Source organism: Gordonia sp. UBA5067, assembly GCF_002414845.1.
GTDB lineage: Bacteria > Actinomycetota > Actinomycetes > Mycobacteriales > Mycobacteriaceae > Gordonia > Gordonia defluvii.
The window spans coordinates 366-21,641 of sequence record NZ_DIAX01000012.1 but is presented as its reverse complement, the minus strand read 5'-3'; the positions used below and the strand labels follow the sequence as shown (position 1 = coordinate 21,641).

At 68.2% G+C, this 21,276-nt stretch carries 18 protein-coding genes and 1 pseudogene; 6 read left to right on the top strand and 13 right to left on the bottom strand.

The genetic code is table 11. The features are described 5' to 3' along the window. Together B4M62_RS02380 and B4M62_RS02375 are read right to left on the bottom strand one after the other, a co-directional pair. The coding region (locus B4M62_RS02380) for a S9 family peptidase (RefSeq protein WP_290704623.1) at window positions 1–1,699 on the bottom strand (1,699 nt) is incomplete at its 3' end. Next, entirely contained in the window at window positions 1,696–2,595 is a 900-nt protein-coding gene (locus B4M62_RS02375) for a phosphoribosylaminoimidazolesuccinocarboxamide synthase (RefSeq protein WP_290704620.1), read from the bottom strand. The genes B4M62_RS02375 and B4M62_RS02380, both read right to left, overlap by 4 nt. A 92-nt stretch (window positions 2,596–2,687) precedes the next feature. Here B4M62_RS02375 and B4M62_RS02370 point away from each other — a divergent pair, with 92 nt between their 5' ends. Continuing rightward, window positions 2,688–3,533, top strand: a complete 846-nt coding sequence (locus B4M62_RS02370) for a CHAD domain-containing protein (protein ID WP_290704618.1) — start codon at window positions 2,688–2,690, stop codon at window positions 3,531–3,533. A gap of 21 nt (window positions 3,534–3,554) precedes the next feature. Here the strand turns inward: B4M62_RS02370 and purB are convergent, their stop codons facing one another. The 4 genes from purB to B4M62_RS02350 all read right to left on the bottom strand — a co-directional run bounded on the left by purB (window position 3,555) and on the right by B4M62_RS02350 (window position 7,779). Beyond that, entirely contained in the window at window positions 3,555–4,982 is a 1,428-nt protein-coding gene (gene purB / locus B4M62_RS02365) for an adenylosuccinate lyase (RefSeq protein ID WP_290704615.1), read from the bottom strand. 10 nt (window positions 4,983–4,992) lie between these two features. After that, window positions 4,993–5,619, bottom strand: a complete 627-nt coding sequence (locus B4M62_RS02360) for a TetR/AcrR family transcriptional regulator (RefSeq protein WP_290704613.1) — start codon at window positions 5,617–5,619, stop codon at window positions 4,993–4,995. A 60-nt stretch (window positions 5,620–5,679) separates the two neighbouring features. Continuing rightward, window positions 5,680–6,081, bottom strand: coding sequence for a hypothetical protein (locus B4M62_RS02355; RefSeq protein WP_290704610.1), 402 nt, complete (start codon window positions 6,079–6,081; stop codon window positions 5,680–5,682). Window positions 6,082–6,150: 69 nt separating this feature from the next. Beyond that, entirely contained in the window at window positions 6,151–7,779 is a 1,629-nt protein-coding gene (locus tag B4M62_RS02350) for an acyl-CoA dehydrogenase family protein (RefSeq protein ID WP_290704626.1), read from the bottom strand. A 181-nt stretch (window positions 7,780–7,960) separates the two neighbouring features. Here B4M62_RS02350 and B4M62_RS02345 point away from each other — a divergent pair, with 181 nt between their 5' ends. After that, window positions 7,961–8,935: an alpha/beta hydrolase gene (locus B4M62_RS02345; protein ID WP_290704607.1), complete on the top strand. Its 975-nt coding sequence runs from the start codon at window positions 7,961–7,963 to the stop codon at window positions 8,933–8,935. An 18-nt stretch (window positions 8,936–8,953) separates the two neighbouring features. Here the strand turns inward: B4M62_RS02345 and purD are convergent, their stop codons facing one another. Next, entirely contained in the window at window positions 8,954–10,207 is a 1,254-nt protein-coding gene (gene purD / locus B4M62_RS02340) for a phosphoribosylamine--glycine ligase (protein ID WP_290704604.1), read from the bottom strand. 10 nt (window positions 10,208–10,217) lie between these two features. Next, on the bottom strand, window positions 10,218–11,417 hold the full coding sequence (locus B4M62_RS02335; protein ID WP_290704601.1) for a low temperature requirement protein A: 1,200 nt from the start codon (window positions 11,415–11,417) through the stop codon (window positions 10,218–10,220). 82 nt (window positions 11,418–11,499) lie between these two features. Between B4M62_RS02335 and B4M62_RS02330 the strand changes: the two genes are divergently transcribed. Together B4M62_RS02330 and B4M62_RS02325 are read left to right on the top strand one after the other, a co-directional pair. Further along, complete coding sequence (locus B4M62_RS02330) at window positions 11,500–13,584, top strand: RecQ family ATP-dependent DNA helicase (RefSeq protein WP_290704598.1); 2,085 nt, start codon at window positions 11,500–11,502, stop codon at window positions 13,582–13,584. A 117-nt stretch (window positions 13,585–13,701) separates the two neighbouring features. After that, window positions 13,702–14,502, top strand: coding sequence for a type IV toxin-antitoxin system AbiEi family antitoxin domain-containing protein (locus tag B4M62_RS02325; RefSeq protein ID WP_290704595.1), 801 nt, complete (start codon window positions 13,702–13,704; stop codon window positions 14,500–14,502). Between the two features lie 83 nt (window positions 14,503–14,585). Here B4M62_RS02325 and B4M62_RS02320 read toward each other — a convergent pair whose 3' ends face one another. Beyond that, entirely contained in the window at window positions 14,586–15,014 is a 429-nt protein-coding gene (locus B4M62_RS02320; RefSeq protein WP_290704592.1) for an HIT family protein, read from the bottom strand. A 97-nt stretch (window positions 15,015–15,111) separates the two neighbouring features. Here B4M62_RS02320 and B4M62_RS02315 point away from each other — a divergent pair. Further along, window positions 15,112–16,234, top strand: a pseudogene (locus B4M62_RS02315) (NDMA-dependent alcohol dehydrogenase). A 2-nt stretch (window positions 16,235–16,236) separates the two neighbouring features. Here the strand turns inward: B4M62_RS02315 and B4M62_RS02310 are convergent. The 4 genes from B4M62_RS02310 to B4M62_RS02295 all read right to left on the bottom strand — a co-directional run bounded on the left by B4M62_RS02310 (window position 16,237) and on the right by B4M62_RS02295 (window position 20,056). Continuing rightward, window positions 16,237–17,652 (bottom strand): sensor histidine kinase, encoded by a 1,416-nt coding sequence (locus B4M62_RS02310; RefSeq protein WP_290704589.1) that lies wholly within the window; start codon window positions 17,650–17,652, stop codon window positions 16,237–16,239. Between the two features lie 7 nt (window positions 17,653–17,659). Next, on the bottom strand, window positions 17,660–18,361 hold the full coding sequence (locus tag B4M62_RS02305) for a response regulator transcription factor (protein WP_290704586.1): 702 nt from the start codon (window positions 18,359–18,361) through the stop codon (window positions 17,660–17,662). Window positions 18,362–18,433: 72 nt separating this feature from the next. Next, the gene (locus B4M62_RS02300) at window positions 18,434–19,654 is read right to left on the bottom strand and encodes a winged helix DNA-binding domain-containing protein (RefSeq protein WP_290704583.1); all 1,221 of its coding nucleotides are present in this window, start codon (window positions 19,652–19,654) and stop codon (window positions 18,434–18,436) included. Window positions 19,655–19,663: 9 nt separating this feature from the next. Next, window positions 19,664–20,056: a RidA family protein gene (locus B4M62_RS02295; RefSeq protein WP_290704580.1), complete on the bottom strand. Its 393-nt coding sequence runs from the start codon at window positions 20,054–20,056 to the stop codon at window positions 19,664–19,666. Window positions 20,057–20,243: 187 nt separating this feature from the next. Here B4M62_RS02295 and B4M62_RS02290 point away from each other — a divergent pair. After that, a partial coding sequence (locus B4M62_RS02290; RefSeq protein WP_290704577.1) for a sulfatase-like hydrolase/transferase occupies window positions 20,244–21,276 on the top strand: 1,033 nt, incomplete at its 3' end.

The window sequence follows — 21,276 nt, the reverse complement described above, 5'->3', positions numbered from 1 at the left end:
CCCGCCCCCCCCCCGCCGATCCCCCCTCGGCGACCAACTGCCCCGGGGTCGTCGCACCGGTGTCGACGAGGTGACGGGCAACGGCGACGAAGTCGTCGAAGGTGTTGCGCTTGTGCACGGTCTTGCCGTCCTCGTACCAGCGCCGCCCCATCTCACCGCCGCCGCGGATGTGCGCGACGACAAAGACCACACCCCGATCGAGCAGCGACAGCCGCGAGACCGAGAACGTCGGATCAATACTCTGTTCATAGGAGCCGTACCCGTACAACAGGGTCGGCGCCGGCGATGCGGTGCTCCGGCGCCGCACGACCGAGATCGGGACCTGCGTCCCGTCGCCGGCTGTGGCCCACTGCCGCGACTGCTCATAGTCGTCGGGGGAATAGCCGCCCAACACGATCTGCCGCTTGAGTAGGGTGCGCCGTCCCGACGCCACGTCGAGGTCGATCAGCTCGGTCGGCTCGATGAAGCTGGTGTAGGCGATCCGCAGCCGCGGGGTGCGCCACTCCGGGTTGGCCGCGGCCCCCGCCGAACACAGCGGCTGATCGAAACGCACCTCGGCGAAGTCGTCGGCGGTGGGCAATCCATCGATCCGGCGCAGGTCGGCGATCGCCACCCGCGGCAGGGCATCGGACCGATAGCTCAGGACCAGGTAGTCGGCGAAGGCCTCGATGTCCTCGATGCGCCGCGACTCGTCGTGCGCGATGAACGTCGTCCGGTTCGCCGGATCGGCTACCGGTGCGATGTCGACGGTGTAGTTCTCGCACTTGGTCCCCCCGACAACACCGTTGTGGGTGAACAGGAAGTAGTCGCGGCCGGCGATGGCGGCGTGATCCACCTCGTACTCGACGCCGGGGATGCGCGGCGCGAGACTGACCAGCTCACCGGTCGGGTTGTCGGTGCGGAGCGCGTAGACCTGCGAGGTGGTCTTCGAGCCGACACCGATGAACAAGTACTCCAGACTGCGACTCGATCCCATTCCGACCCAGAAGCCCTCGTCGGGTTCGTGGAAGACCTCGACATCGGGCGTCGAACCGCCGACCTCGTGCCGCCACACCGTGTCGGGGCGCCACGCGTCGTCGACCGTCTGATAAAAGACGTACCGGGCATCGCGCGACCAGATCGCGCCGCCTGCCGTCCCGGTGATCGTCTCGGCCAACTCCTGCCCGGTGGCGATGTTGCGGAACGCCAGCGTGTAGCGCTCATCGCCGACGATGTCGGTGCTGAACGCCAGCCAGGTGCCGTCCTCGCTCACCGAGAGTCCGCCGAGACTGAAGAAGTCGTGTCCGGCCGCCTCGGCGTTGGTGTCGAGGACGACCTGTTCGCCGGGCAGCTTCTCGTGCGCGTTGATCCTTGGCGGATCCCAATCGTCGGGACCACGCACCGGGCAGCGCACCGATACGCCGTACTGTTTGCCCTCTTCGGTACGGGCGAAGTACCAGTGGTCGCCGGTGCGGGTCGGCACCGACATATCGGTTTCCTGCGTCCGCGCCTTGATCTCGCCGAAGATGGTGTCCTGCAACGCCGTGAGGTGTCCGGTCCGCGCCGTGACGAAGTCGTTCTGGCCCGTCAGGAACGCGATCACCTCCGGATCGGTCTTGTCTGCCATCCACGTGTAATCGTCGACGACGGTGTCGCCGTGGTGAGTCCGCTCGACGGGGACCTTCTTGGCCACGGGCGGGGAGATCGGCTGGTCGGTCACAGTTCCTCCTGCCCGCCGGGCCAGTTGTCGAAGCATAGTTGCGAGAGCCGTTCGTAGGCGTCGATATAGCGCGCCCGGGCCCGGTCGACGATCTCGGGGGGCAGTGCGGGTGGCGGGGCCTCCCCCGTCCGGTCCCACCCCGATTCGGTGCTCGTCAACCAATTGCGGACGATCTGCTTGTCAAAGGACGGCTGCACCCGGCCCGCGACGTAGGTCGAGGCATCCCAGTACCGCGAGGAATCGGGGGTGAGCACCTCGTCGGCCAGCACCAGTGACCCGTCGGCGGCCTGCCCGAACTCGAACTTCGTGTCGGCCAGGATGATTCCGCGTTGCGCGGCCAGCTCCGCGCCTCGGCCATAGCAGTCCAGGGTGGCCGACCTGAGGCGGGCGGCCAGGTCGGCCCCGACAAGATCGACAACCTGCTCGTAGCTGATGTTCTCGTCGTGATCGCCGAGCTCGGCTTTCGACGCCGGGGTGAAGATCGGCGCCGGCAACCCGCTCGCCTCGGCCAGTCCGCCGGGCAGCTCGATGCCGCACACCTGCCCGGTAGCGGCGTAGTCGAGCAGCCCCGACCCGGTCAGGTAGCCGCGCGCGACGCATTCGACGGGAACCATCGGCAGGTCGGCCACCACCATCGACCGGCCGAGTACCGACGCCGGAATCCGGTCGTCATTCGGCCCCCCGGCCAGATGGTTGGGCACGCCCAGGTACTCGAACCAGAAGAAGCTGGTGGCGGTGAGGACCCGCCCCTTGTCCGGGATGGGGGTGGTCAGCACGAAGTCGTACGCGCTGATCCGATCCGAGGTGACCATGAGCAGCGTCTCGTCGTCGATGCGGTAGATATCGCGGACCTTGCCCGACGCGACGTGCGCGTAGGAATCCAGTTCAGGACGCATGGCTTCGAGCGTAGTGCCACCCTCACTCGGGGAACCCTGCTGGTCCGGCTCTCCGGTCGCGGAGTCGGCCGCGGGGCGGGTATCTTCAATTCGTGGGCGCCCCCAAAACACTCGCCGAGATGGTGGGCGGGTATGCCGATGCGCAGATCGCCGTGCTCCTCGACAACGACGGCCCGCTCAACCACGGTCAGCTCGATGCGATTCACCCGACGCGCGTCGCGATCCGACGGTTGCGCTCAACCCTGCACACTTTCGACATCTACCAGCGCACCGCGGCCGACGACCTGGGCGCCGAGTTGCGCTGGTTCGGCGCCATACTGGGCCGGGTGCGCGACCTCGACGTCCAGTCGCGCCGCCTCACCATCGCCCTGCGCGACGTCGAGGACTGGTCCTCGGCCGCCGCCGCGCGCTCCGCTCTCGACGATGTATCCGCGGCACGCGCCCGCGCAGCCTGGGTGCAGGTCGGCGTCGCACTGGGCTCGACCCGGTACGACCGGCTGCGCACGATGCTCGCCGACTGGGCGGCCGACCCGCCCCTGCGCAAACGCGCGCACCGGCCGGCGACCGAGGCAGCCCGCTACGTCGACGACGCCGATCACACCCTGCGCCAGCGCCTCGCGCACGCGATCGCCGCGGCGACGGCGGGTACCGACGACGCGCCGCGGCTCGCGCACGCGGCGCGGCGGGCGGGCAAGCGGCACCGGTACGCGGCCGAACTCGCCCTCCCCGTTCTCGGTGCGGCCGGCACCCGGCTCGTCGAGCAGCGTGCCGAGCTGCAAGATGTGCTGGGCGAACAACAGGACGCCATCGTCGCGCACGACTTCATCGCCGAGGTGGCCGCGACGGCGGCCGACGCGGCGCGGCCCGCCCTCGATGCGGTGCTCCGCCGCGAGGAGCAGATCATTGCCGACGCCGAGCATTTGCTCGCCTCCCTCTGACGAGGGTCGCCCGGAGTCGGATTACAGAATCGGCGCGGGCGTGTAGACCGCCGCATCCGGATGGCGCGCGACAATCTTCTGCACCGCGGCGACGACCTCGTCAACCTGCGCCGTTGCCGCCCCGGTGAATGCGGCCTTGTCGGCCAGCGCCTCGTCGAGGGCAGCCCGATCCAGCGGAATCCGATCATCGGCGGCAAGGCGGTCGAGTAGGTCCGGGGCCGCGCCCCGCTCGCGCATGGCGAGCGCGACGGCGACTGCGTTCTCCTTGATCGCCTCATGGGCCGTCTCCCGGCCAACGCCAGCCCGCACCGCCGCCATCAGCACCTTGGTCGTCGCGAGGAACGGCAGGTAGCGGTCGAGTTCATTGGCGATCACCGCCGGGTATGCGCCGAATTCGGCGAGCACGGTCAGAAAGGTCTCGGTCAGCCCGTCGATGGCGAAGAACGCGTCGGGCAGCGCAACGCGGCGCACCACCGAGCAGAAAACGTCGCCCTCGTTCCACTGGGCCCCGGCCAGCTCGGCGGCCATCGACCCATAGCCGCGCAGGACGACAGCCAGCCCGTTGACCCGCTCACAGCTGCGGGTGTTCATCTTGTGCGGCATCGCCGACGATCCCACCTGCCCCGGTGCGAATCCTTCGGTCACCAGTTCGTGCCCGGCCATCAGTCGGATAGTCATGGCGAGCGACGACGGGGCGGCGGCCAGCTGGACCAAAGCCGACACCACGTCGTGGTCGAGCGAGCGCGGATAGATCTGCCCCACCGACGTCAAGGCCGCCGCAAAGCCGAGGTGGTTTGCGACGAGGCGCTCGAGTCGGGCCAGCTTCTGCGCATCGCCGTCGAGTAGATCGAGCATGTCCTGCGACGTCCCCATCGGCCCTTTGATCCCGCGTAACGGGTAGCGGGCGATGAGTTCCTCGAGGCGCTGCAGCGCGATCATCAGCTCGTCGGCAGCGCTGGCGAAACGCTTGCCCAGCGTCGTCGCCTGCGCCGCGACGTTGTGGCTGCGCCCGGCCATCACCAGGGTCGCGTACTGGGCGGCGCGATCGGTGATCCGCGCCAGCATCGCGACGCCGTGGTCGTGGACGTGGCGCAGCGACTGCAGAATCTGCAGCTGCTCGACGTTCTCGGTGAGGTCGCGGCTGGTCATCCCCTTGTGGATGTGTTCGTGGCCGGCCAGCGCGTTGAATTCCTCGATTCGGGCCTTCACATCGTGGCGCGTGACCCGTTCCCGGTCGGCGATCGACGTCAGGTCGATCTCGTCGACGACGCGGGTGTAGTCGTCGATGACGCCATCGGGGATATCGATTCCCAGTTCGCGCTGGGCGGTCATGACCGCAATCCACAGCCGGCGCTCGGCGGCGATCTTGGTGCGCGGCGACCAGATGTCGGCAAGTTGCGCGGACGCGTAACGACTGGCGAGGACATTGGCGATCTCGGGTTTGGCCACGCCGGTCAGTTTAGTTCCCGGTGGGCCCGGCCATCTGCGGGAGGGCGGGGGCAAGGACGTCGACGACGTCGGCGATGGCGTCGGTGAGCGCGCCAATCGGATCGGTCCACTGGCTCTGATCGACCGAGATCGATCCCAGCAGGGCACCGTTCTCCAATGCGATCAACCTGTGTACCCCCTCGCCGGCGCTGTGCCGCCGCGACTTGGTGAGCACGTCGGCGACGATCTGCTCGACCCGGTCCTGCCGGCGCATGATCATCGCGGTGAGCTCGGGATGGCGGGCAGCCAGCACGAACAGCTCGTAACGGGTCGTGAGCCGGGACGATGAGGCGGCCTCGCCGACGAAGACCTGTGCCAGCGCGGCCGCAGTGTCGCGCGCGCCACGCGACTGGGCCGGCAGGGCTGCGCACCGATCGGTCATCTCGCGCGCGTCGACATCGCAGGTGTACTCGACGGCGGCCGCGAGAAGGTCGGTCAACGAGTTGAAATAGTACGTCGTCGAGGCGAGGGGAAGACCGGCCTGCCGGGCCACCGCCCGGTGCCGGACCGCTTCGTGACCGTGTTCCATCAGCAGCGCGCCGGCCGCCTCGGCGAGCAGTTGGCGGCGTGCCAAGCCTTTGGGAGTCGCGGCAGCCATGCGAGACATCGTGCCAAAGTGACACCGGGTGCCGTGGCCGTTTCGGCCACGGCGTTGCCACTACAGGGCGAAGCAATACCCGCCGGAGCCGTAGCCGCGATGTACTCGTGCGATGGTGTAATTCGACCGTTTGCCGCCCTGCACGGCATAGATCTGCCGGATGCCCTCGCGCTGGGGGACCCAGGTCACCGCGGCGATTGCGCCGACCGCGTCGGCCGAGCCGATGTAGATCGGCGGATTCTCGCCGGGCTTCTTGTCCCAGAAGGTGACCTTGCCCGAGGCGTTCACCGGAACCGTCATCGAATAGCTGCAGCCGGTGCCGTACGCATTCGACGAGAAGCCCACGCCCGGGTCGACTCGCGCACTGGGCACCGCATAGCCGTCGGCGGCGCCGAGCGCGCCGGAGACGAGGACGGCGGCCGCGACAACCGCGACCCTGATCGAGGTGGCGGTGTATCCCACTGGGGAGTCCTTTCGTACCGGGTTGCGCCCAAGGCTAACGCACCGCTGACCGCGGTGCGTTTGGTTGACTCAGAGCTTGGGCGTGGCACGGGAGATCAGCGCCGCGGTGTCGACGCCGCCGGGCAGGGTGCCGAATACCGCACCCCACGAGCCGTCGAGACGGCTGCGGACGTAGGCGTCGGCCACCGCGGGGTGGCCGTAGCGGATCAGGAGCGAGGCGGAGAGCAGTGCCGCCAACCGCCCGACGAGGTGGCGGGCCCGGTATTCGAGCGACTCTGTATCGCCTAGCGAATCCTTGACCGCGGCCACGGCTTCGTCGTATGCGCGATCGGCGCCGACGGCGGAATCGAACTCGTCCAAGAGGGCGGCGAGGGTCTGCGGCTCACGGCCGATCGCGCGCAGCGCGTCCAGCGCGGCAACGTTGCCCGACCCTTCCCAGATCGACATCAGCGGGGATTCCCGGAACAGGCGCGGCATCCGCGAATCCTCGACGTAGCCGTTGCCGCCCAAGCATTCCAGCGCCTCGGCGGCGTGCATGGGGGCGCGCTTGCAGATGAAATACTTGCTGATCGCAAGGCTGATGCGACGCAGCTGGGCGGACTGCTCGTCGACCAGCGCACGGTCGGTGAGATCGGCCAGCCACAATGCGGTCAGGGTCGCCGCTTCGGCCTCGACGTGCAGATCGGCAACCACGTTGCGCATCAGCGGTTGGTCGACGAGCGCGACACCGAAGGCACGGCGGTACGCGACATGGTGCGCCGCGGCGGTGGTGCCGTTGCGCATGAGCGCTGCCGAGGCGGTCGCGCAGTCGAGCCGGGTCATGTTGACCATCTCGATGATGGTTCGCACGCCACGGCCGGGCTCGCCGATCATCCACCCGACGGCCTCGTCGTACTCGACCTCACTGCTGGCGTTGGAATGGTTGCCGAGCTTGTCCTTGAGGCGCTGCAAGAAGATGGCGTTTCGCGATCCGTCGGGCAGGATGCGCGGGACGAAGAAGCACGACAGGCCTTCGTGCGTCTGCGCCAGAACCAACAGCACATCGGAGTTGGGCGCCGAGGTGAACCATTTGTGTCCGGTGATGAGGAAACTGCCGTCGGCCTGACTGCGGGCCACCGTCGTATTCGCGCGCACATCCGAGCCCCCTTGCTTCTCGGTCATCGACATGCCGGCGATCAAGCCGCGCTTCGCGGTGGGCACGATCATTTCGGGCTGATAGTGCAGCGAGGTGAGGCCGGGCTCGTATCGGGCGGCCAGGTCCAAGTTGTGGCGCAAGGCCGGGACGACCGCGTACGTCATCGAGATCGGGCAGCCGTGCCCGGCATCGACCGCCGCCCACACACCGAACTTCGCCGACCGCACCAGGTGTGCATGCGGGTCTCCGGTTGCCCAGGGCCGGCCGGCCAAGCCGTGCGCAACCGCCGCATCCATCAGCCGGTGATAGGCGGGGTCATAGCGCACGAGGTCGATGCGGTTGCCGTAACGATCGTGGGTTTCGAGGATGGGCGGGTGCTCCTCGGCGAGGTCGCCCACGGTGATCCACTCCGGCGACCCCGCCATCCGGCCGAGTTCATGCAGGTCGGGCAGCGCTTCCGCCGCTCCGGCCCGACCGAGGTACTCGGTGATGGCCGGATAGTCGGCCACATCGTAGCCCTCCAGCGGGGGTACTTGGTTGGTGACGGTGTGGTTCGGCTGCACGACGCACCTGGTTTTCATCTGCGGCAATTGGGACGTGAGTCACAGTCTATCCGGGTGTTCTCGCCAGTCCGATGGCGCGCAGCCGGCTCGGTCCCGCCCATCGCACCATCTGTCACTTCTTTCCCGGCGCGGCGCGTACTCACCGTGCTTTCAGCAACCGCACGTATTCTTTGGACTCGATATGACAGCGATCTCCCCCACCCCCGAGCCGCCGGCCGGCGCCACCGCCGATGACGCCGCCTCCGTACGTCTGGTATCGCGGCGCAGTGCCCTGCTGGGCGGACTGGGCGTCGCCGCCCTCGCCGGGATCAGCGCGTGTTCGACGACGGAAACGACCAAACCCGCGGCCGCCGAGCAGGAGCTCGGCGACAAGGGGCAGGCCGACGACGTGCTCCCGACCGAGACACAGGACTCCCGCCCGGTCCCCGGACCGCCCATCATCACCGGCAGCTTCGCGTCCGCCAAGATGCTCGGCCGCCCGACGCGGTGGGCCGTCGCGCGGCCGAACGGCGTGACCGGCAAACTGCCCGTCGTCGTCGTCCTCCACGCGCTCAACACCAATGAGCGGACCATCTTCAACCGCAAACTGCAGATGCAGAACGTCCTGCAGGCCTATGTCGAGGATGGCAATCCACCGTTCGCGCTGGCCGCCGTCGACGGCACCACGAACTACTGGCACCGGCGACTCAACGGCGCCGACGCCGGCGCCATGGTGCTCGACGAGTTCCTGCCGATGCTCGCCGGCAATCCCGAACTCAACCTCTCCACCGAACGCATCGGCTTCTACGGCTGGTCGATGGGTGGATTCGGCGCCCTGCGCCTGGCCGCCCTCGTCGGCGCCCCCCGCGTCGCGGCCGTCTCGGTCAGCTCGCCGGCACTGTGGGCCGACCCCCATGCCTATCCACCCCGGGCGTTTGACTCGTTCGAGGACTATCAGGGCAATTCACTGTTCGGCCAGCAGAATGCATTCGCCAAAATCCCGTTGATGATCACCATCGGCAGCAGCGACCAGTTCTTCACCTACACCCGGCAGTGGGCCGCCAACCTGCATCCACCGGCTGCCTTCGGTTCCGGCGCGGGCGGCCACAGCAACCGCTACTGGCGCAGTGTGATGCCCGACCACGTGATGTTCCTGGGCCGCAATCTGGCCCGCTGAACGAGGATCGCCCGGGCCTCAGACGGAGATGTGGCCCTGCTCGGCGGCCAGCCCGATGTCGTTGCGGAAGTGCCCGCCGGGCAGCTTGATCGCCGTCAACCGCGTGTAGGCCTGCGCACGCGCAGCGGCCAGGTCCGCACCCGTACCGACGACGGCGAGCACCCGCCCGCCCGCGGAGACGATCTGCCCGTCGGCGTCACGTGCCGTACCGGCATGCCGGACCCCGTCGCCCTCCGCGCCGACAATCCGGTCGCCGGTGCGCGGACGTCCCGGATAGTTCTCGGCGGCGAGCACCACCGTCACCGCCGCGCCGTCGGCCCATTCGAGCGGCGGTAGCCTGGCGAGCGTGCCGGTGGCGGTCGCGTACAGCGCCTGCCCGAGCGGGGAGCGCAGCAGCGCCAGCACCGCCTGGGTCTCGGGATCGCCGAACCGCGCGTTGAACTCGACGACCGCCGGACCGTCGGCACCGATCGCCAGTCCCGCGTACAACAGTCCGTTGAACGGAATGCCTCGCGAAACAAGCTCAGCGGCAACGGGTTTCACAATTTGTTCGACAATCTGCTCGGTCGTCTCGGCAGGCAGCCACGGCAACGGGGTGTACGCACCCATGCCACCGGTGTTGGGGCCGGTGTCACCGTTTCCCACCCGTTTGTGATCCTGCGCCGGAATCAGGGGGACCACCGTCTCCCCGTCGACGAGGCAGAACAGGGACACCTCCGGGCCGTCGAGGAAGGACTCGAGCAACACCGGGTGCCCGGACTCCAGGCATTCTGCGGCGTGATCGCGGGCGATCGCACGATCGGTGGTGACGACGACGCCTTTGCCCGCGGCCAACCCGTCGTCTTTGACGACCCAGGTCGGCCCGAACCGGTCCAGGGCGGCGTCGAGGGCGGCCGGGTTGTCGACCACTTCCGCGGTGGCGGTGCGTACCCCCGCCGCGGCCATCACGTCCTTGGCAAACGCCTTCGAGCCCTCGATCCGCGCGGCCGCGGCGCTCGGGCCGAAGGTCGCAATACCGGCTGCGCGCAGGGCGTCCGCGACGCCCAGTACCAGCGGGACCTCGGGGCCGATGACGACGAGATCCACGTCCAGTTCCCGGGCCAGCGCCACCACCGCCACAGCGGAGGCGACGTCGACGGCACGGTTCGTCGCGATCGCCTCGGTCCCGGCGTTGCCGGGGGCGACAAACAGTTCACCGACCGAGGGGTCGGCGACCAATCCGAGGAGCAGGGCATGTTCCCGGCCGCCCGAGCCGATGACGAGTACGCGCACGCGCCACAGCCTAGTCGCTGACGGCCTCCACGACGATCACCGGGAGCACCGGGGTCAGGCAGATGACCACGGCGCATACCAGCACGGGCGCCCCCGCAGCAGCGAGGATCAGACCGGCGACCAGCGGCAGGGCGGCCGCGGCCACCGGCCACCGCCATCGAATGGGCGCGTCTCCCCGCATCAGATAGCTATTCATCGCCACGACCCCGAGGCTGAAGACCCCCACCGGGACCGCCAGACTGGCGACGACTGCCACGTTGGAGATGCGTACCTCCTGCTCGATCCACAGGGCGACGACGTGCAGTCCGGCCCCGACAGCGGCACACGCCATCAGCACCGGGATGCTGCCGTAACCGAAGACGAACGATCGCTCCCGGCGCTTCCACAGCGTCTCACCGTTGGGCATCAGGAAGTAGAGCCACCACATCGCGAAGGTGACCCCCATCGCCGCCAGTCCCAGCACGATGGTGTGCACGCTCCACCCGTTGCGGCCGACCATCGCCTGTAGGAGCGCGACGGTTCCGACCACGCCCTCGCCGAGGGTGATCACGGTCAGGGTCGAGTACCGCTCGGCGATGTGGCTCGAATTCCACGGCGTGCTGAGCACCCTGGTCTCCGCGTATAGCGGTCCCGCCCACTCGATCGCCACGCAGACCGCGGCGGCGATCAGGGTGTCGCGCAGATTCAGCGGGACCAGCGCCACTAGCACCCATCCGACCTGGGCCACGAGGGTGACGCCGGCATAGGTGAAGCAGGTCCGGCGGTACGTCGGCGATTCGATCCCCGCGCGCACCCACTGGGTGACCATGCCGACGCGCATCACCATGTACCCGATCACCAGCACCGTCGTCGCCGGGTGCTCGCCGGCGTCGATCGACGCGAACGCCGGCGGGATGCCGATGGCGATGATCGCGACCCCGACCATCTGGATCAGGACCAGCAACCGAAACAGCCAGTCGTCGGTATCGAAGGCCGATGCGAACCAGGCGAAGTTGATCCACGCCCAGATGGCGGCGAAGGTCGTCAGCGTGTAGGCGATGATCGCGGTGAAGTAGTGCCCGTCGGCCACGAAGTGCGCGAGCTGCGCCGAGGCCACCGAAAACGCCACGACGAAGACGAGGTCGTAGAAGACCTCCAGGCTGCTGCCGGACCGTTCGGCCTCCGCGGGATCGCGGCCGACCATTCGCTGCAGTTGTGATCGCAAGGGCACCGGGCAACTCTAGTCTCGACCGAGGTTTGGCGCCGACCACGCCGGCGCAGCGGGTGTCAGGTGCACTCGATACCGTTGAGGAATGGCACTGGAACCCGGGCAACGCGCTACCGCCGACCGTGTGATCAGGGCCCTCGCAGGTCCGGCGGCGACACTGCGCGACGACCAGCTCACCGCGGTGGAGGCGCTGGTCGAGCCGGGCGCCCGTGTTCTCGTCGTGCAGGCCACGGGGTGGGGGAAGTCGGCGGTCTACTGGGTGAGTACCGCCCTGCGCCGTGCGGCCGGGGCCGGACCGACGCTGGTGGTATCACCGCTGCTCGCACTCATGCGCGACCAGGTGGCGGCCGCCCACCGGGCCGGGTTGCGCGCAGCGACCATCAACTCCTCGAACTTCGACGAGTGGGCGGCGATCGAGGACGCCGTGCGCGCGGGCGCGATCGATGTACTCCTGGTCTCCCCCGAGCGCTTGGCCAATCCGGGTTTCGGCGACCGGGTGCTGGCCGCCCTCGGCGGGCCCGACAGCGCCGGACTGGGTTTGCTCGTCATCGACGAGGCGCACGCCATCTCCGATTGGGGCCACGACTTTCGGCCCGACTATCGCCGCGTCGCCGACGTACTGCGTGAATTGCACCCGGATTCCCCCGTCCTGGCCACCACGGCGACCGCCAACGAACGGGTCACCGCCGACGTCGCCCGCCAGCTCGGCTCCGGTACAACCGTCCTGCGCGGGCCCCTTGCGCGAAAGTCTTTGCACCTCAACGTGATCGACGGCCTTTCCCCCATCGGACGGTATGCCTGGGTCACCGACACCATTGACTCGCTACCCGGGTCGGGCATCATCTACGCACTCACCGTCGCCGACACCGATCGCCTCGTCGCCGCGATCAGATCTGTCCGCGGGGCGGACTATCCGGTCGCCGCCTACACCGGGCAACTCGATGCCGGGGCCAGGCACCGCCTGGAGGATGCGCTGCGGCGCAACGAGATCAAAGCCCTGATTGCCACCTCCGCACTGGGGATGGGCTATGACAAGCCCGACCTGGGCTTTGTGGTTCACCTCGGATCGCCGCCGTCACCGGTGTCTTACTACCAGCAGGTCGGCCGCGCCGGCCGTGCACTCGACGCAGCAGTCGTCATGCTCCTCGCCTCGGGCACCGACGATCGCATCTGGGAGTACTTCGCCACCGCCTCGATCCCTGATCCGCAGCAGATGACGGCACTGCTCGACGCGCTGCCCGACGAGTCCGCACCCACCTCGGTGGTGCAGTTGGAGGTGAACACCGGGCTGCGCCGCACCAAGATCGACTTGATGCTCAAGCAACTCGCCGTCGACGGTGCCGCGCAGCGGTCCACGGCCGGGTGGTTCGGAACCGGCGCCCCCTGGCAGTACGACGCACCCCACTACGACGCCATTCGTGCACTCCGCCGTCGGGAAGCCGACATCATGCGCTCCTATGTCCGCAGCGAGCGCTGTCTGATGCAGTTGCTCACCGCTTCCCTCGACGACCCGCTCACCGCGCCCTGCGGTCGGTGCAGCGTCTGCCTCGCCGGCCGGGCCGGGTGGAATGCCGACGTCGACGAGGCCACCGTCCGAACCATCACTCGGGCGCTGCGGGGGGCGGCGACGGTCCTAGAACCGCGAAAGATGTGGCCGGGCGGGGCGTTCGGCACCCGCGGGCGAATCAGCCGCGATCAGTCGGCCGAGCCCGGCCGAGTACTCGCCCACGCCGATGCCCCCGAATGGCACGACGTGCTCGCCGCCGCCCGCAGCGGCGATCCCGGCGCACTCGACGAACTGACCCAGGCGGCCGTCGCGACCCTCGGCCCGTGGGGCCGCGAGTCGGGAATCCGTCCCAATGAGATCTGGTCGCTGGGTTTGACCGGGTCCACGCTCGCCGACGATCTCGCCGGCGAACTCCGTCGCATAGGCCGGCGCGGCGGCGGCACCTTCTCGGTACGTCCGGGCAGTCCGGCCGGTGACGCCAACTCCGCGGCCGAGGCCGCCCATTGGCGCGATGCCATCGACTCGCCCGGCTCGCCGTCGGGAGCGGTACTCCTGGTCGTCGACGAAACGCGGACGGGCTGGCCGGTCACCATCGCGGCGCAGCAGTTGCGCGCGGCCGGCGCGTCCGCCGTTCTGCCGCTGGTGATTCACCGCAGCGTCTGACCGGTGCAAATTCATCGTCCGGGCGACGTGCCGCGGACGCTAGCACCATCGCACCGTCCGGCGGCGATGAGATTCGCCGCCGCGGATCCAGTGGCCGCTCCCGTGCGTCTAATCGGTATGGACACCGGTGTGTATACCCGCAAACAACTCCTCCAGGCCGGGGACTCCGACCGGACGATCCGGCTCGCCGTCGCCAACGGCGGCCTGCGACGATTGCGCCACGGCTGGTACGCCACCGGCGCCGCAAGCAGCCAGGCGATCGAGGCGGTGCTCCGCGGGGGCGCGATGAGTTGCGTGAGCGCACTGCGCCAGCAGGGCTTCTGGATCGCCCCGGGCTACGAATCGTTCCACGTCCGGGGGTCAAAGCACCTCCAGCGGGCAGAATTCTGCCGTCCTGCGGGCGGGCCACTGCCGGTGACTGCTGCGGTGGACTCGCCGGAGTTGGCACTGGCCTGCGCCGCATACTGCATGAGCGACGAGGACTGGATCGCCGTGGCCGACTCGTACCTCAACCGAACCGGGCGGTCGGTGCGCCAGTTGCGAGAAATGCTGGGCGAAACCCTCAGCCCACCCAAGCGGCGCCTGCTCCGTCGGTGCGACCGACGGTCCCAGTCGGGCACTGAATCGATCGTGCGACTCCGTCTGCGATCGCTGGGATACACCGTGGTCGTGCAGCCCCAGATCCCCGGCGTCGGCCGCGTCGACCTGCGGATCGGCCGACTGCTCATCGAATGCGACAGCAAGCAGCACCACATGAGTCTGCACAACTACCGAAACGATCGCCGTCGTGACCGAAGCGCTCTCGTCAACGGCTGGCTGACGATGCGCCTGACCTATGACGACATCCTCTTTGACTGGCCCGCCGTTCTCGCCGACATTCGGCGCATCACCGGTCCTCGGCGCCATCGGATCCGTTAGAAACGCGAAAATTGTCGTCACGGTGGCGGCCGGTGGACGCGATGTCCACGGTGCCGCGCCCAGACGACGACATTGACCCGAACTCAGCCTTCCGGGACGAACTCCCGGTGGCCCATCTCGCGCAACGTCGCCCGGATCGTCCGCGCCGCCACGTCCAACTCGGCCGGATCGGGATCGGGATCGGCGGCGGCGAAGGAGAAGTCCTCCAACCTGAACGCCGGGAACACGTGCAGATGCAGGTGCGGCACCTCCAGACCGGCAATCATCAGACCCGCCCGTGGCGCGTCGAACCCCCGCTTGACCGCCTGGCCGAGGGTGCGCGCAACGCCGGTGAGATGGTCGAACAAGCCGGATTCAACAGCCTCCCAGTGATCGACCTCCTCGATCGGCACCACCAACACGTGCCCCGGGGTCACCGGGTTGATGGTCAGAAAGACCACGACGCGGTCGTCTCGCCAGACGAAACGTCCGGGTAGATCGCCGTTGATGATCATCGAGAACACAGAAGTCATGGCCCCATGCCAACCGAGAATGCCGTCGTTGTCAATCGAACCCGACCACTGGCTGGAAACCGTTGTACGTGGTGTTGAGGCGGCGCACACTGGGAAGATGAAGACGAAAGCAGCGATACTGCACGGCGTGAACGAGGAGGCAGGTCGAGGACGTGGAACTCGGCGACCCAGTAGACGGTGAGGTACAGGTCCGTCTGGCGAGTTCGGGCCTGTGCCACTCCGATCACCACCTGCGCACCGGGCAGAGTCCGGTCCCGATGCCCGTCGTCGGGGGCCACGAGGGCGCCGGCACCGTTGTGAAGGTCGGACCGGGGGTGACCCGCTTCGCCGAGGGCGACCACGTGATCACCGCTTTCATCCCGGCATGTGGCGTATGCGGCCCATGCTCGCGGGGCGCTCAGAACATCTGCGACGAGGGCGCCGGCCTGCTCAGCGGCCTGTCGATAGCGGACAAGACCCACCGGGTCACGATGAACGGGATCGGGCTCACGCAGATGTGTCTGTTGGGCACGTTCTCGCCATACATCACGGTCAATCAGGCATCGCTCGTCAAGATCGAAGACGATATTCCACTCAAGGAAGCCGCACTACTGGGTTGCGGTATCGCGACCGGATGGGGTTCGGCAACCGAAATCGGCGGCACCCGTCCCGGCGACACCGTGGTGATCGTTGGGATCGGCGGCGTGGGCATCAACTCCGTTCAAGGGGCGAAGGCGGCCGGCGCGCGGCACGTCATCGCCGTCGACCCGGTGAAGTTCAAGCGCGACATGGCCGAGAAACTCGGTGCGACGCACACCTTCGAGAGCATGGACGACGCCCTGCCCGCCGTCGGCGAGATGACCTGGGGCCAGATGGCCAACACGGTCATTCTCACCGTCGGCGAGATGAAGGGCGAGTATGTCGCCCCGGCGATGGCGATGGTCGCCAAAGGCGGCCAGGCGATCATCGTCGGGATGGGCGACTTCCAGGCGATGGACACCAAACTCAATCTGTTCGACCTGACCCTCATGCAGAAACGGGTTCAGGGTGCGATCTTCGGCGGAGCCGGCCCGCGCACCCAGGTCCCCAAACTCCTCAACGAATACCGCGCAGGGGCGCTCAACCTCGCTGACCTGGTCACCCAGACCTATCGCCTCGAGGACATCAACCGCGCGTACGACGACATGCTTGCGGGCAACAACATTCGCGGCATGATTGTCTTCGACGAGTCCGACTGGTAGTCCTAGACCGCGCGCCCCGCCGCCGCCGGGATGTCGACCCAGAAGGTCGCGCCCTGCCCCGGAACCGAGTCGACGCCGACGTCGCCGCCGTGCGCGGCGACCAAGGCCGACACGATCGAAAGACCAAGTCCACTTCCGCCGCCAGCGGCTCCGCGGTGCCGCGAACTGTCACCGCGGTAGAACCGGTCGAACACCCGCCCGGCCTCCTGCGGCGTCAGCCCCGGACCGGTGTCGCCGACCGCCATCCGGACCGTTGAGTTCGTCTCGGAGACCCGGACGCTGATGCTCGCCGACGGCGGCGTGTGCGCTACCGCGTTGTTGATGAGGTTGCGCAACACCTGCATCAACCGCGGATGATCGCCGATGACCATCGGGGACGGCCCCGCGGGCAGGTCGAGGCCGATGCTCCGATCCGGCGCGGCCGCCTGTGCGGCGTGGACCGCCTCGATGGCGAGGGCGTCCACGAGCACCGGCGCCTTCTCGACGGGACGCGCAGCGTCGAGGTGCGCCAGCATCAACAGGTCGGAGACCAACAGGCTCATCCGCGTCGCCTCGTCGTTGACGCGGCGAAACGCGTCGTCCGCATCGGTAACCGCCCCCTGCTGATAGAGCTCGGCGAAACCCTTGATCGACGTCAGCGGAGTCCGCAACTCGTGCCCGGCGTCGGCGATGAACCGGCGCATCTTCTGCTCGGAGGCGCGGGCCTGCTGTTCGGATGCCTCCGTCGAGTCGAACGCGTGCTGGATCTGCGCGAGCATCTTGTTGAGCGAGGCGGCCAGGCTCCCCACCTCGGTCCGCGGCGGCGACTGGGGAACACGCTCATCGAGATGGCCGTCGGCAATGGCGTGCGCAGTCTCCTCGACCCGTCGCAACGGGCGCAGACTGGTACGCACCAGTAGGTAGCTGAGAACGCCGATCACCAGCACCACCACGGCGCCCACCCCGGCCTGGAGCAGCCGCAACCGGGTGAGCGTTGCATGGAGCATTGTCAACGGCACGGCGACGATCGACTCGCCGTCTGGATTGCTCGACTTGATGACCCGCCAGTCCGGCCCCTTCGGATCCACCGATGGCACGGTGACCGGACCGAAGTGCTCGGCGGCGTTGTCCTCGACCATCGACACGTCCGGTTCGAAACCGGAGTCGTTGTTGCGCACCATCACCCCGTCGCCGAGTGCGATGCGCACATAGAAGGTCGACGGCGGGCGGCGGGCGCTCGCCGGCCCCTGCTGGTCGACGACGTTCGGGTCGTGCGGACGCGCCCAGGTTTCGACGGCCTGCTGCAACTGCCCGTCCACCCGGCGGTACAGGTCGTCGCTCATCGCTCCGCTCACCAAGACCCCGGAGAACGTGAGCCCGATGGCCACCAGCAGCGTCGACAGGGCCACCAGCGATACGCGCAGCGGGAATCGGGACACGACGGCGCTAGCGCGGCTCGCGCATGACGTAGCCGACGCCGCGCAACGTGTGGATGAGGTGCTTGTCGCCCGTATCAATCTTTCGGCGCAAGTAGGAGACGTACGACTCGACGACGTTGACGTCGCCGCCGAAGTCGTAGTTCCAGACGTGGTCGAGGATCCGCGGCTTGGACAACACCGTGCCCGCGTTGACCATGAAGTATCGCAGCAGCGTGAACTCGGTCGGCGACAGCGCTACCAACTCCCCGTCCTTCCACACCTCGTGGGTCTCGTCGTCAAGCTCAATATCGGCGAAGACTATGCGCGTGGGCCGCTGCGCGGGGTCGACGAAGCCGGACCGCCGCAGCATCACCTCCAACCGTGCCACCACCTCCTCGAGGCTGAACGGTTTGGTGACGTAATCGTCGCCGCCGATGGTGAGCCCGTTGACCTTGTCGGCCACCGAGTCGCGTGCCGAAAGGAACAGGGCCGGCGCAACAATCCCATCGTCGCGCAGGCGCTTGAGCAGGCCGAAGCCGTCCATGCCGGGCATCATCACATCGAGCACCAGCAGGTCCGGCCTCCTCGTCCGGCAGATGTCGAGCGCTTCGGGCCCGTTCGCCGCAGTGACCACGTCATAGCCCTGGAACTTCAGCGACACACTCAACAGCTCACGAATGTTTTCCTCGTCGTCGACGACGAGGACGCGCGCGTCCTTGGCAGATGTCATGGGACCAGTGTGACCCGCCGTTACGCGCAACGCCTGCCAGTTGGCTGGGAGAACCCTGGGAACAGGACGGCGCTAACGATTCTGGTGCCCGGCCGCCTTCTGTGCCGGCCCGAGGTACAGGCCGCGGGGCACCGGTGCGGGCGCACACCATCGGGCGAGTTCGTCGCCGCGCGCGCGCAGCGCCCGCTCGACGCGGGCCGGGACCTTGTCGCACAGCACCAGTTCGATCCCCGGTCCACGGGCGTCGCCGGCCGGCCGCGGCAACCAGCCCCCCACGACCTGGCCGCGCCACCAGGCCGTCGTGCCGCCGTTGCCGTTGCGGTCGAATAGCAGCTTCTCGGTCTCACCCAGGAAGAATCCCCGCTGCTTGTGGCCCATCGTCGTCGGGTCCAGCTCGGGCAGAAGTGTCACCGCATCGTCATCGGGCGCTGGATCGGCGGTCTCGGCGTCGTCGGGCAAGACGTATCCGGTCTGGCCGTCGTCGAGATCAACCTCGACGACCTGCAGCTGGGCCAATGTCCGTCGCACGGCTGTCTTGGTGGAGCCGAGCCACCATGCGATATCGGTCTCGGTGCCCGGGCCGAAGACGCGCAACCAGCGCTCGATCAGCCCGAGATGACCCTGGTCGAGGGATAGGCCCGCAGGCTCGCGACCGAGCCACCGGGCCATCGGCCCCCACGTGATGCGCGAGGTGTACCACGGCCCGTCGTCGGGCCCGCGCACAATCTGTCCCGACGCGGCCAGGTAGTTCAGGATCCGCGAACCCATCTGCATGGGTCCGCCCCACGACGAGTCCGCCGGGCCCTCGATGCGCTGCGCGAGGATCGGGACGGCGGCGCGCAGCTGCCTGGTCGGCTGGGGGCCGCCGGCATCGAGCGCCGCCAGCGCCGCGGCGCACGCGGTGTCGATCCAGGTGTCGGGGTCGTCGATGTCGGGGCTGCGCCGCAGGTCGCGCAGCATGTTTGTCCGCTCCGACGCCGCCACCCGCGCACTGACCGCACCGAGCACCTCGTCGAGGACGTCCTGACTGGTGACGAACAAGGTGCGGCGCATCCCCAGGTGCTTGACGACGCTGCGGTGTTCGTACAGCGCGGCGTCGACATCGCCGACCGTCAACTGCGGCGCACGCGCCCACGTCGACAGGTAGACGGTCGACGCCGTGGTGGCGTGCAGCGCGACGAGCCGGTCGGCGACGGCGGCGACGGTCGGGGGAGCCTCGTGGCGGTCGAGCAGCTGACGGTGCCACTGACGCGCGCGACGCTGCTCGTCGGTAATCCTCGGTCTGACCGCCACGCGCTCAGGTCAACTCAGCGCGGCGACGGCTTCGATCTCGACGACCTGATCGTCGAGCGGAAGTACCGTTACCCCGACCACACTCGCGGGTGGGACGTTCTCCCCGAAGGCTTCGACGACGGCTTCCCAGGCGACCGCCAGATCGACGTGCATCCGCTCGGCGACGTAAACGGTCAGCTTCGCCACATCACCGAGCCCCGCGCCGCGCTCGCGCAGCACCGCCGCCAGATTGTCCAGGCACTGCCCGGTCTGCCCGACGACATCGCCCGGCGGGGTGATGGCCCCGTCTGTGCCGATGGGCGCGATCCCCGTCGTGAACAACAAGGACCCGGCGGTCACGATGGCCGTGTGCGGGAAGCCCTGATCGGGCAGGGACTCGGAGCGATCTCGGCGTACCGGCATGACCCGAGTCTATGGGAGAAACGCGCGCATGCCCGGCCCGGTTCACTCCTTGCGTAAACGCCGAACAATGCCCGCCCCACCGGGTGGAGCGCCTCACCCCGAGTGGGTGAATGCCGCCGCAGGCACGGCGACACCGGTGGGATCGTCAGGACAGCGACCGAAGAATCGTCCCCGAGGAGCCGGAACAATGTCCCAACCGTTCAGCGGAGTCATCAAACTCGACGTGCGCGACTCGGTCCCTGATTGGGATCCTTACAAGCTCAAGGAGGCGCCGGCGGGTGCCCCGAACGTTCTGGTGATCCTGTACGACGACACCGGACTGGCCGCATGGTCTCCCTATGGCGGCCGAATCGAGATGCCGACGATGCAGCGCCTCGCCGACAACGGTCTGACGTACACCCAGTGGCACACGGCGGCATTGTGCTCGCCGACCCGATCGATGCTCCTGACCGGCCGGAACCACCACCAGAACCGGTGCGCCTCCATCACCGAGGGCACCACCGGCTTCCCCGGTTCGGCCGGCCGCCTCCCCGCCGAGTGTGCGACCATCGGCCAGGTTTTGCAGGACAACGGCTACAGCACGTTCTGGGTCGGCAAGAATCACAACGTCCCCGAGGAAGACGTCTGCTCCGGCGGATCCCGAAGCGAGTGGCCGCTGGCCAAGGGCTTCGACCGCTTCTACGGCTTCATCGGCGGCGAGACCAACCAGTGGTACCCCGACCTGGTCGAGGACAACCGGTTCATCGAGCAGCCCTACGGCCCCGAAGACGGGTATCACCTGTCCAAAGATCTTGCCGACCAGGCCATCCGCATGCTGCGCGACCAGAACTCTTCCAACCCCTCCAAGCCCTGGTACCTGTGGTGGTGCCCGGGGGCCAATCATGCACCGCACCACGCCCCGCAGGACTACATCGACAAGTACCGGGGCAGGTTCGACGACGGCTACGAGGCCTACCGCGAATGGGTGCTGGCCGAGATGGTGACGAAGGGCATCGTCCCCGAGGGCACCGCACTGACACCGCTGAACCCGATGCCCGAGGAGGTGGCGAACCCCGGCGACCAGGTGCGCCCGTGGGACACCCTGAACGACGACGAGAAGAAGCTGTTCGCCCGGATGGCCGAGGTATTCGCAGCGTTCTCCGAGTACACCGATGCCCAGGCCGGACGGATCATCGACTACTTGGAGAAGTCCGGCCAGCTCGACAACACGCTGATCATCT

What these genes read in the sequence shown, in the direction of transcription:
- B4M62_RS02330 (WP_290704598.1), top strand. Translation starts at nt 11,500, where the DNA reads ATGGCACTGGAACCCGGGCAACGCGCTACCGCCGACCGTGTGATCAGG.
- B4M62_RS02360 (WP_290704613.1), bottom strand. Translation starts at nt 5,619, where the DNA reads ATGGCTGCCGCGACTCCCAAAGGCTTGGCACGCCGCCAACTGCTCGCC.
- B4M62_RS02295 (WP_290704580.1), bottom strand. Translation starts at nt 20,056, where the DNA reads ATGCCGGTACGCCGAGATCGCTCCGAGTCCCTGCCCGATCAGGGCTTC.
- B4M62_RS02305 (WP_290704586.1), bottom strand. Translation starts at nt 18,361, where the DNA reads ATGACATCTGCCAAGGACGCGCGCGTCCTCGTCGTCGACGACGAGGAA.
- B4M62_RS02345 (WP_290704607.1), top strand. Translation starts at nt 7,961, where the DNA reads ATGACAGCGATCTCCCCCACCCCCGAGCCGCCGGCCGGCGCCACCGCC.
- B4M62_RS02325 (WP_290704595.1), top strand. Translation starts at nt 13,702, where the DNA reads ATGGACACCGGTGTGTATACCCGCAAACAACTCCTCCAGGCCGGGGAC.
- B4M62_RS02320 (WP_290704592.1), bottom strand. Translation starts at nt 15,014, where the DNA reads ATGACTTCTGTGTTCTCGATGATCATCAACGGCGATCTACCCGGACGT.
- B4M62_RS02375 (WP_290704620.1), bottom strand. Translation starts at nt 2,595, where the DNA reads ATGCGTCCTGAACTGGATTCCTACGCGCACGTCGCGTCGGGCAAGGTC.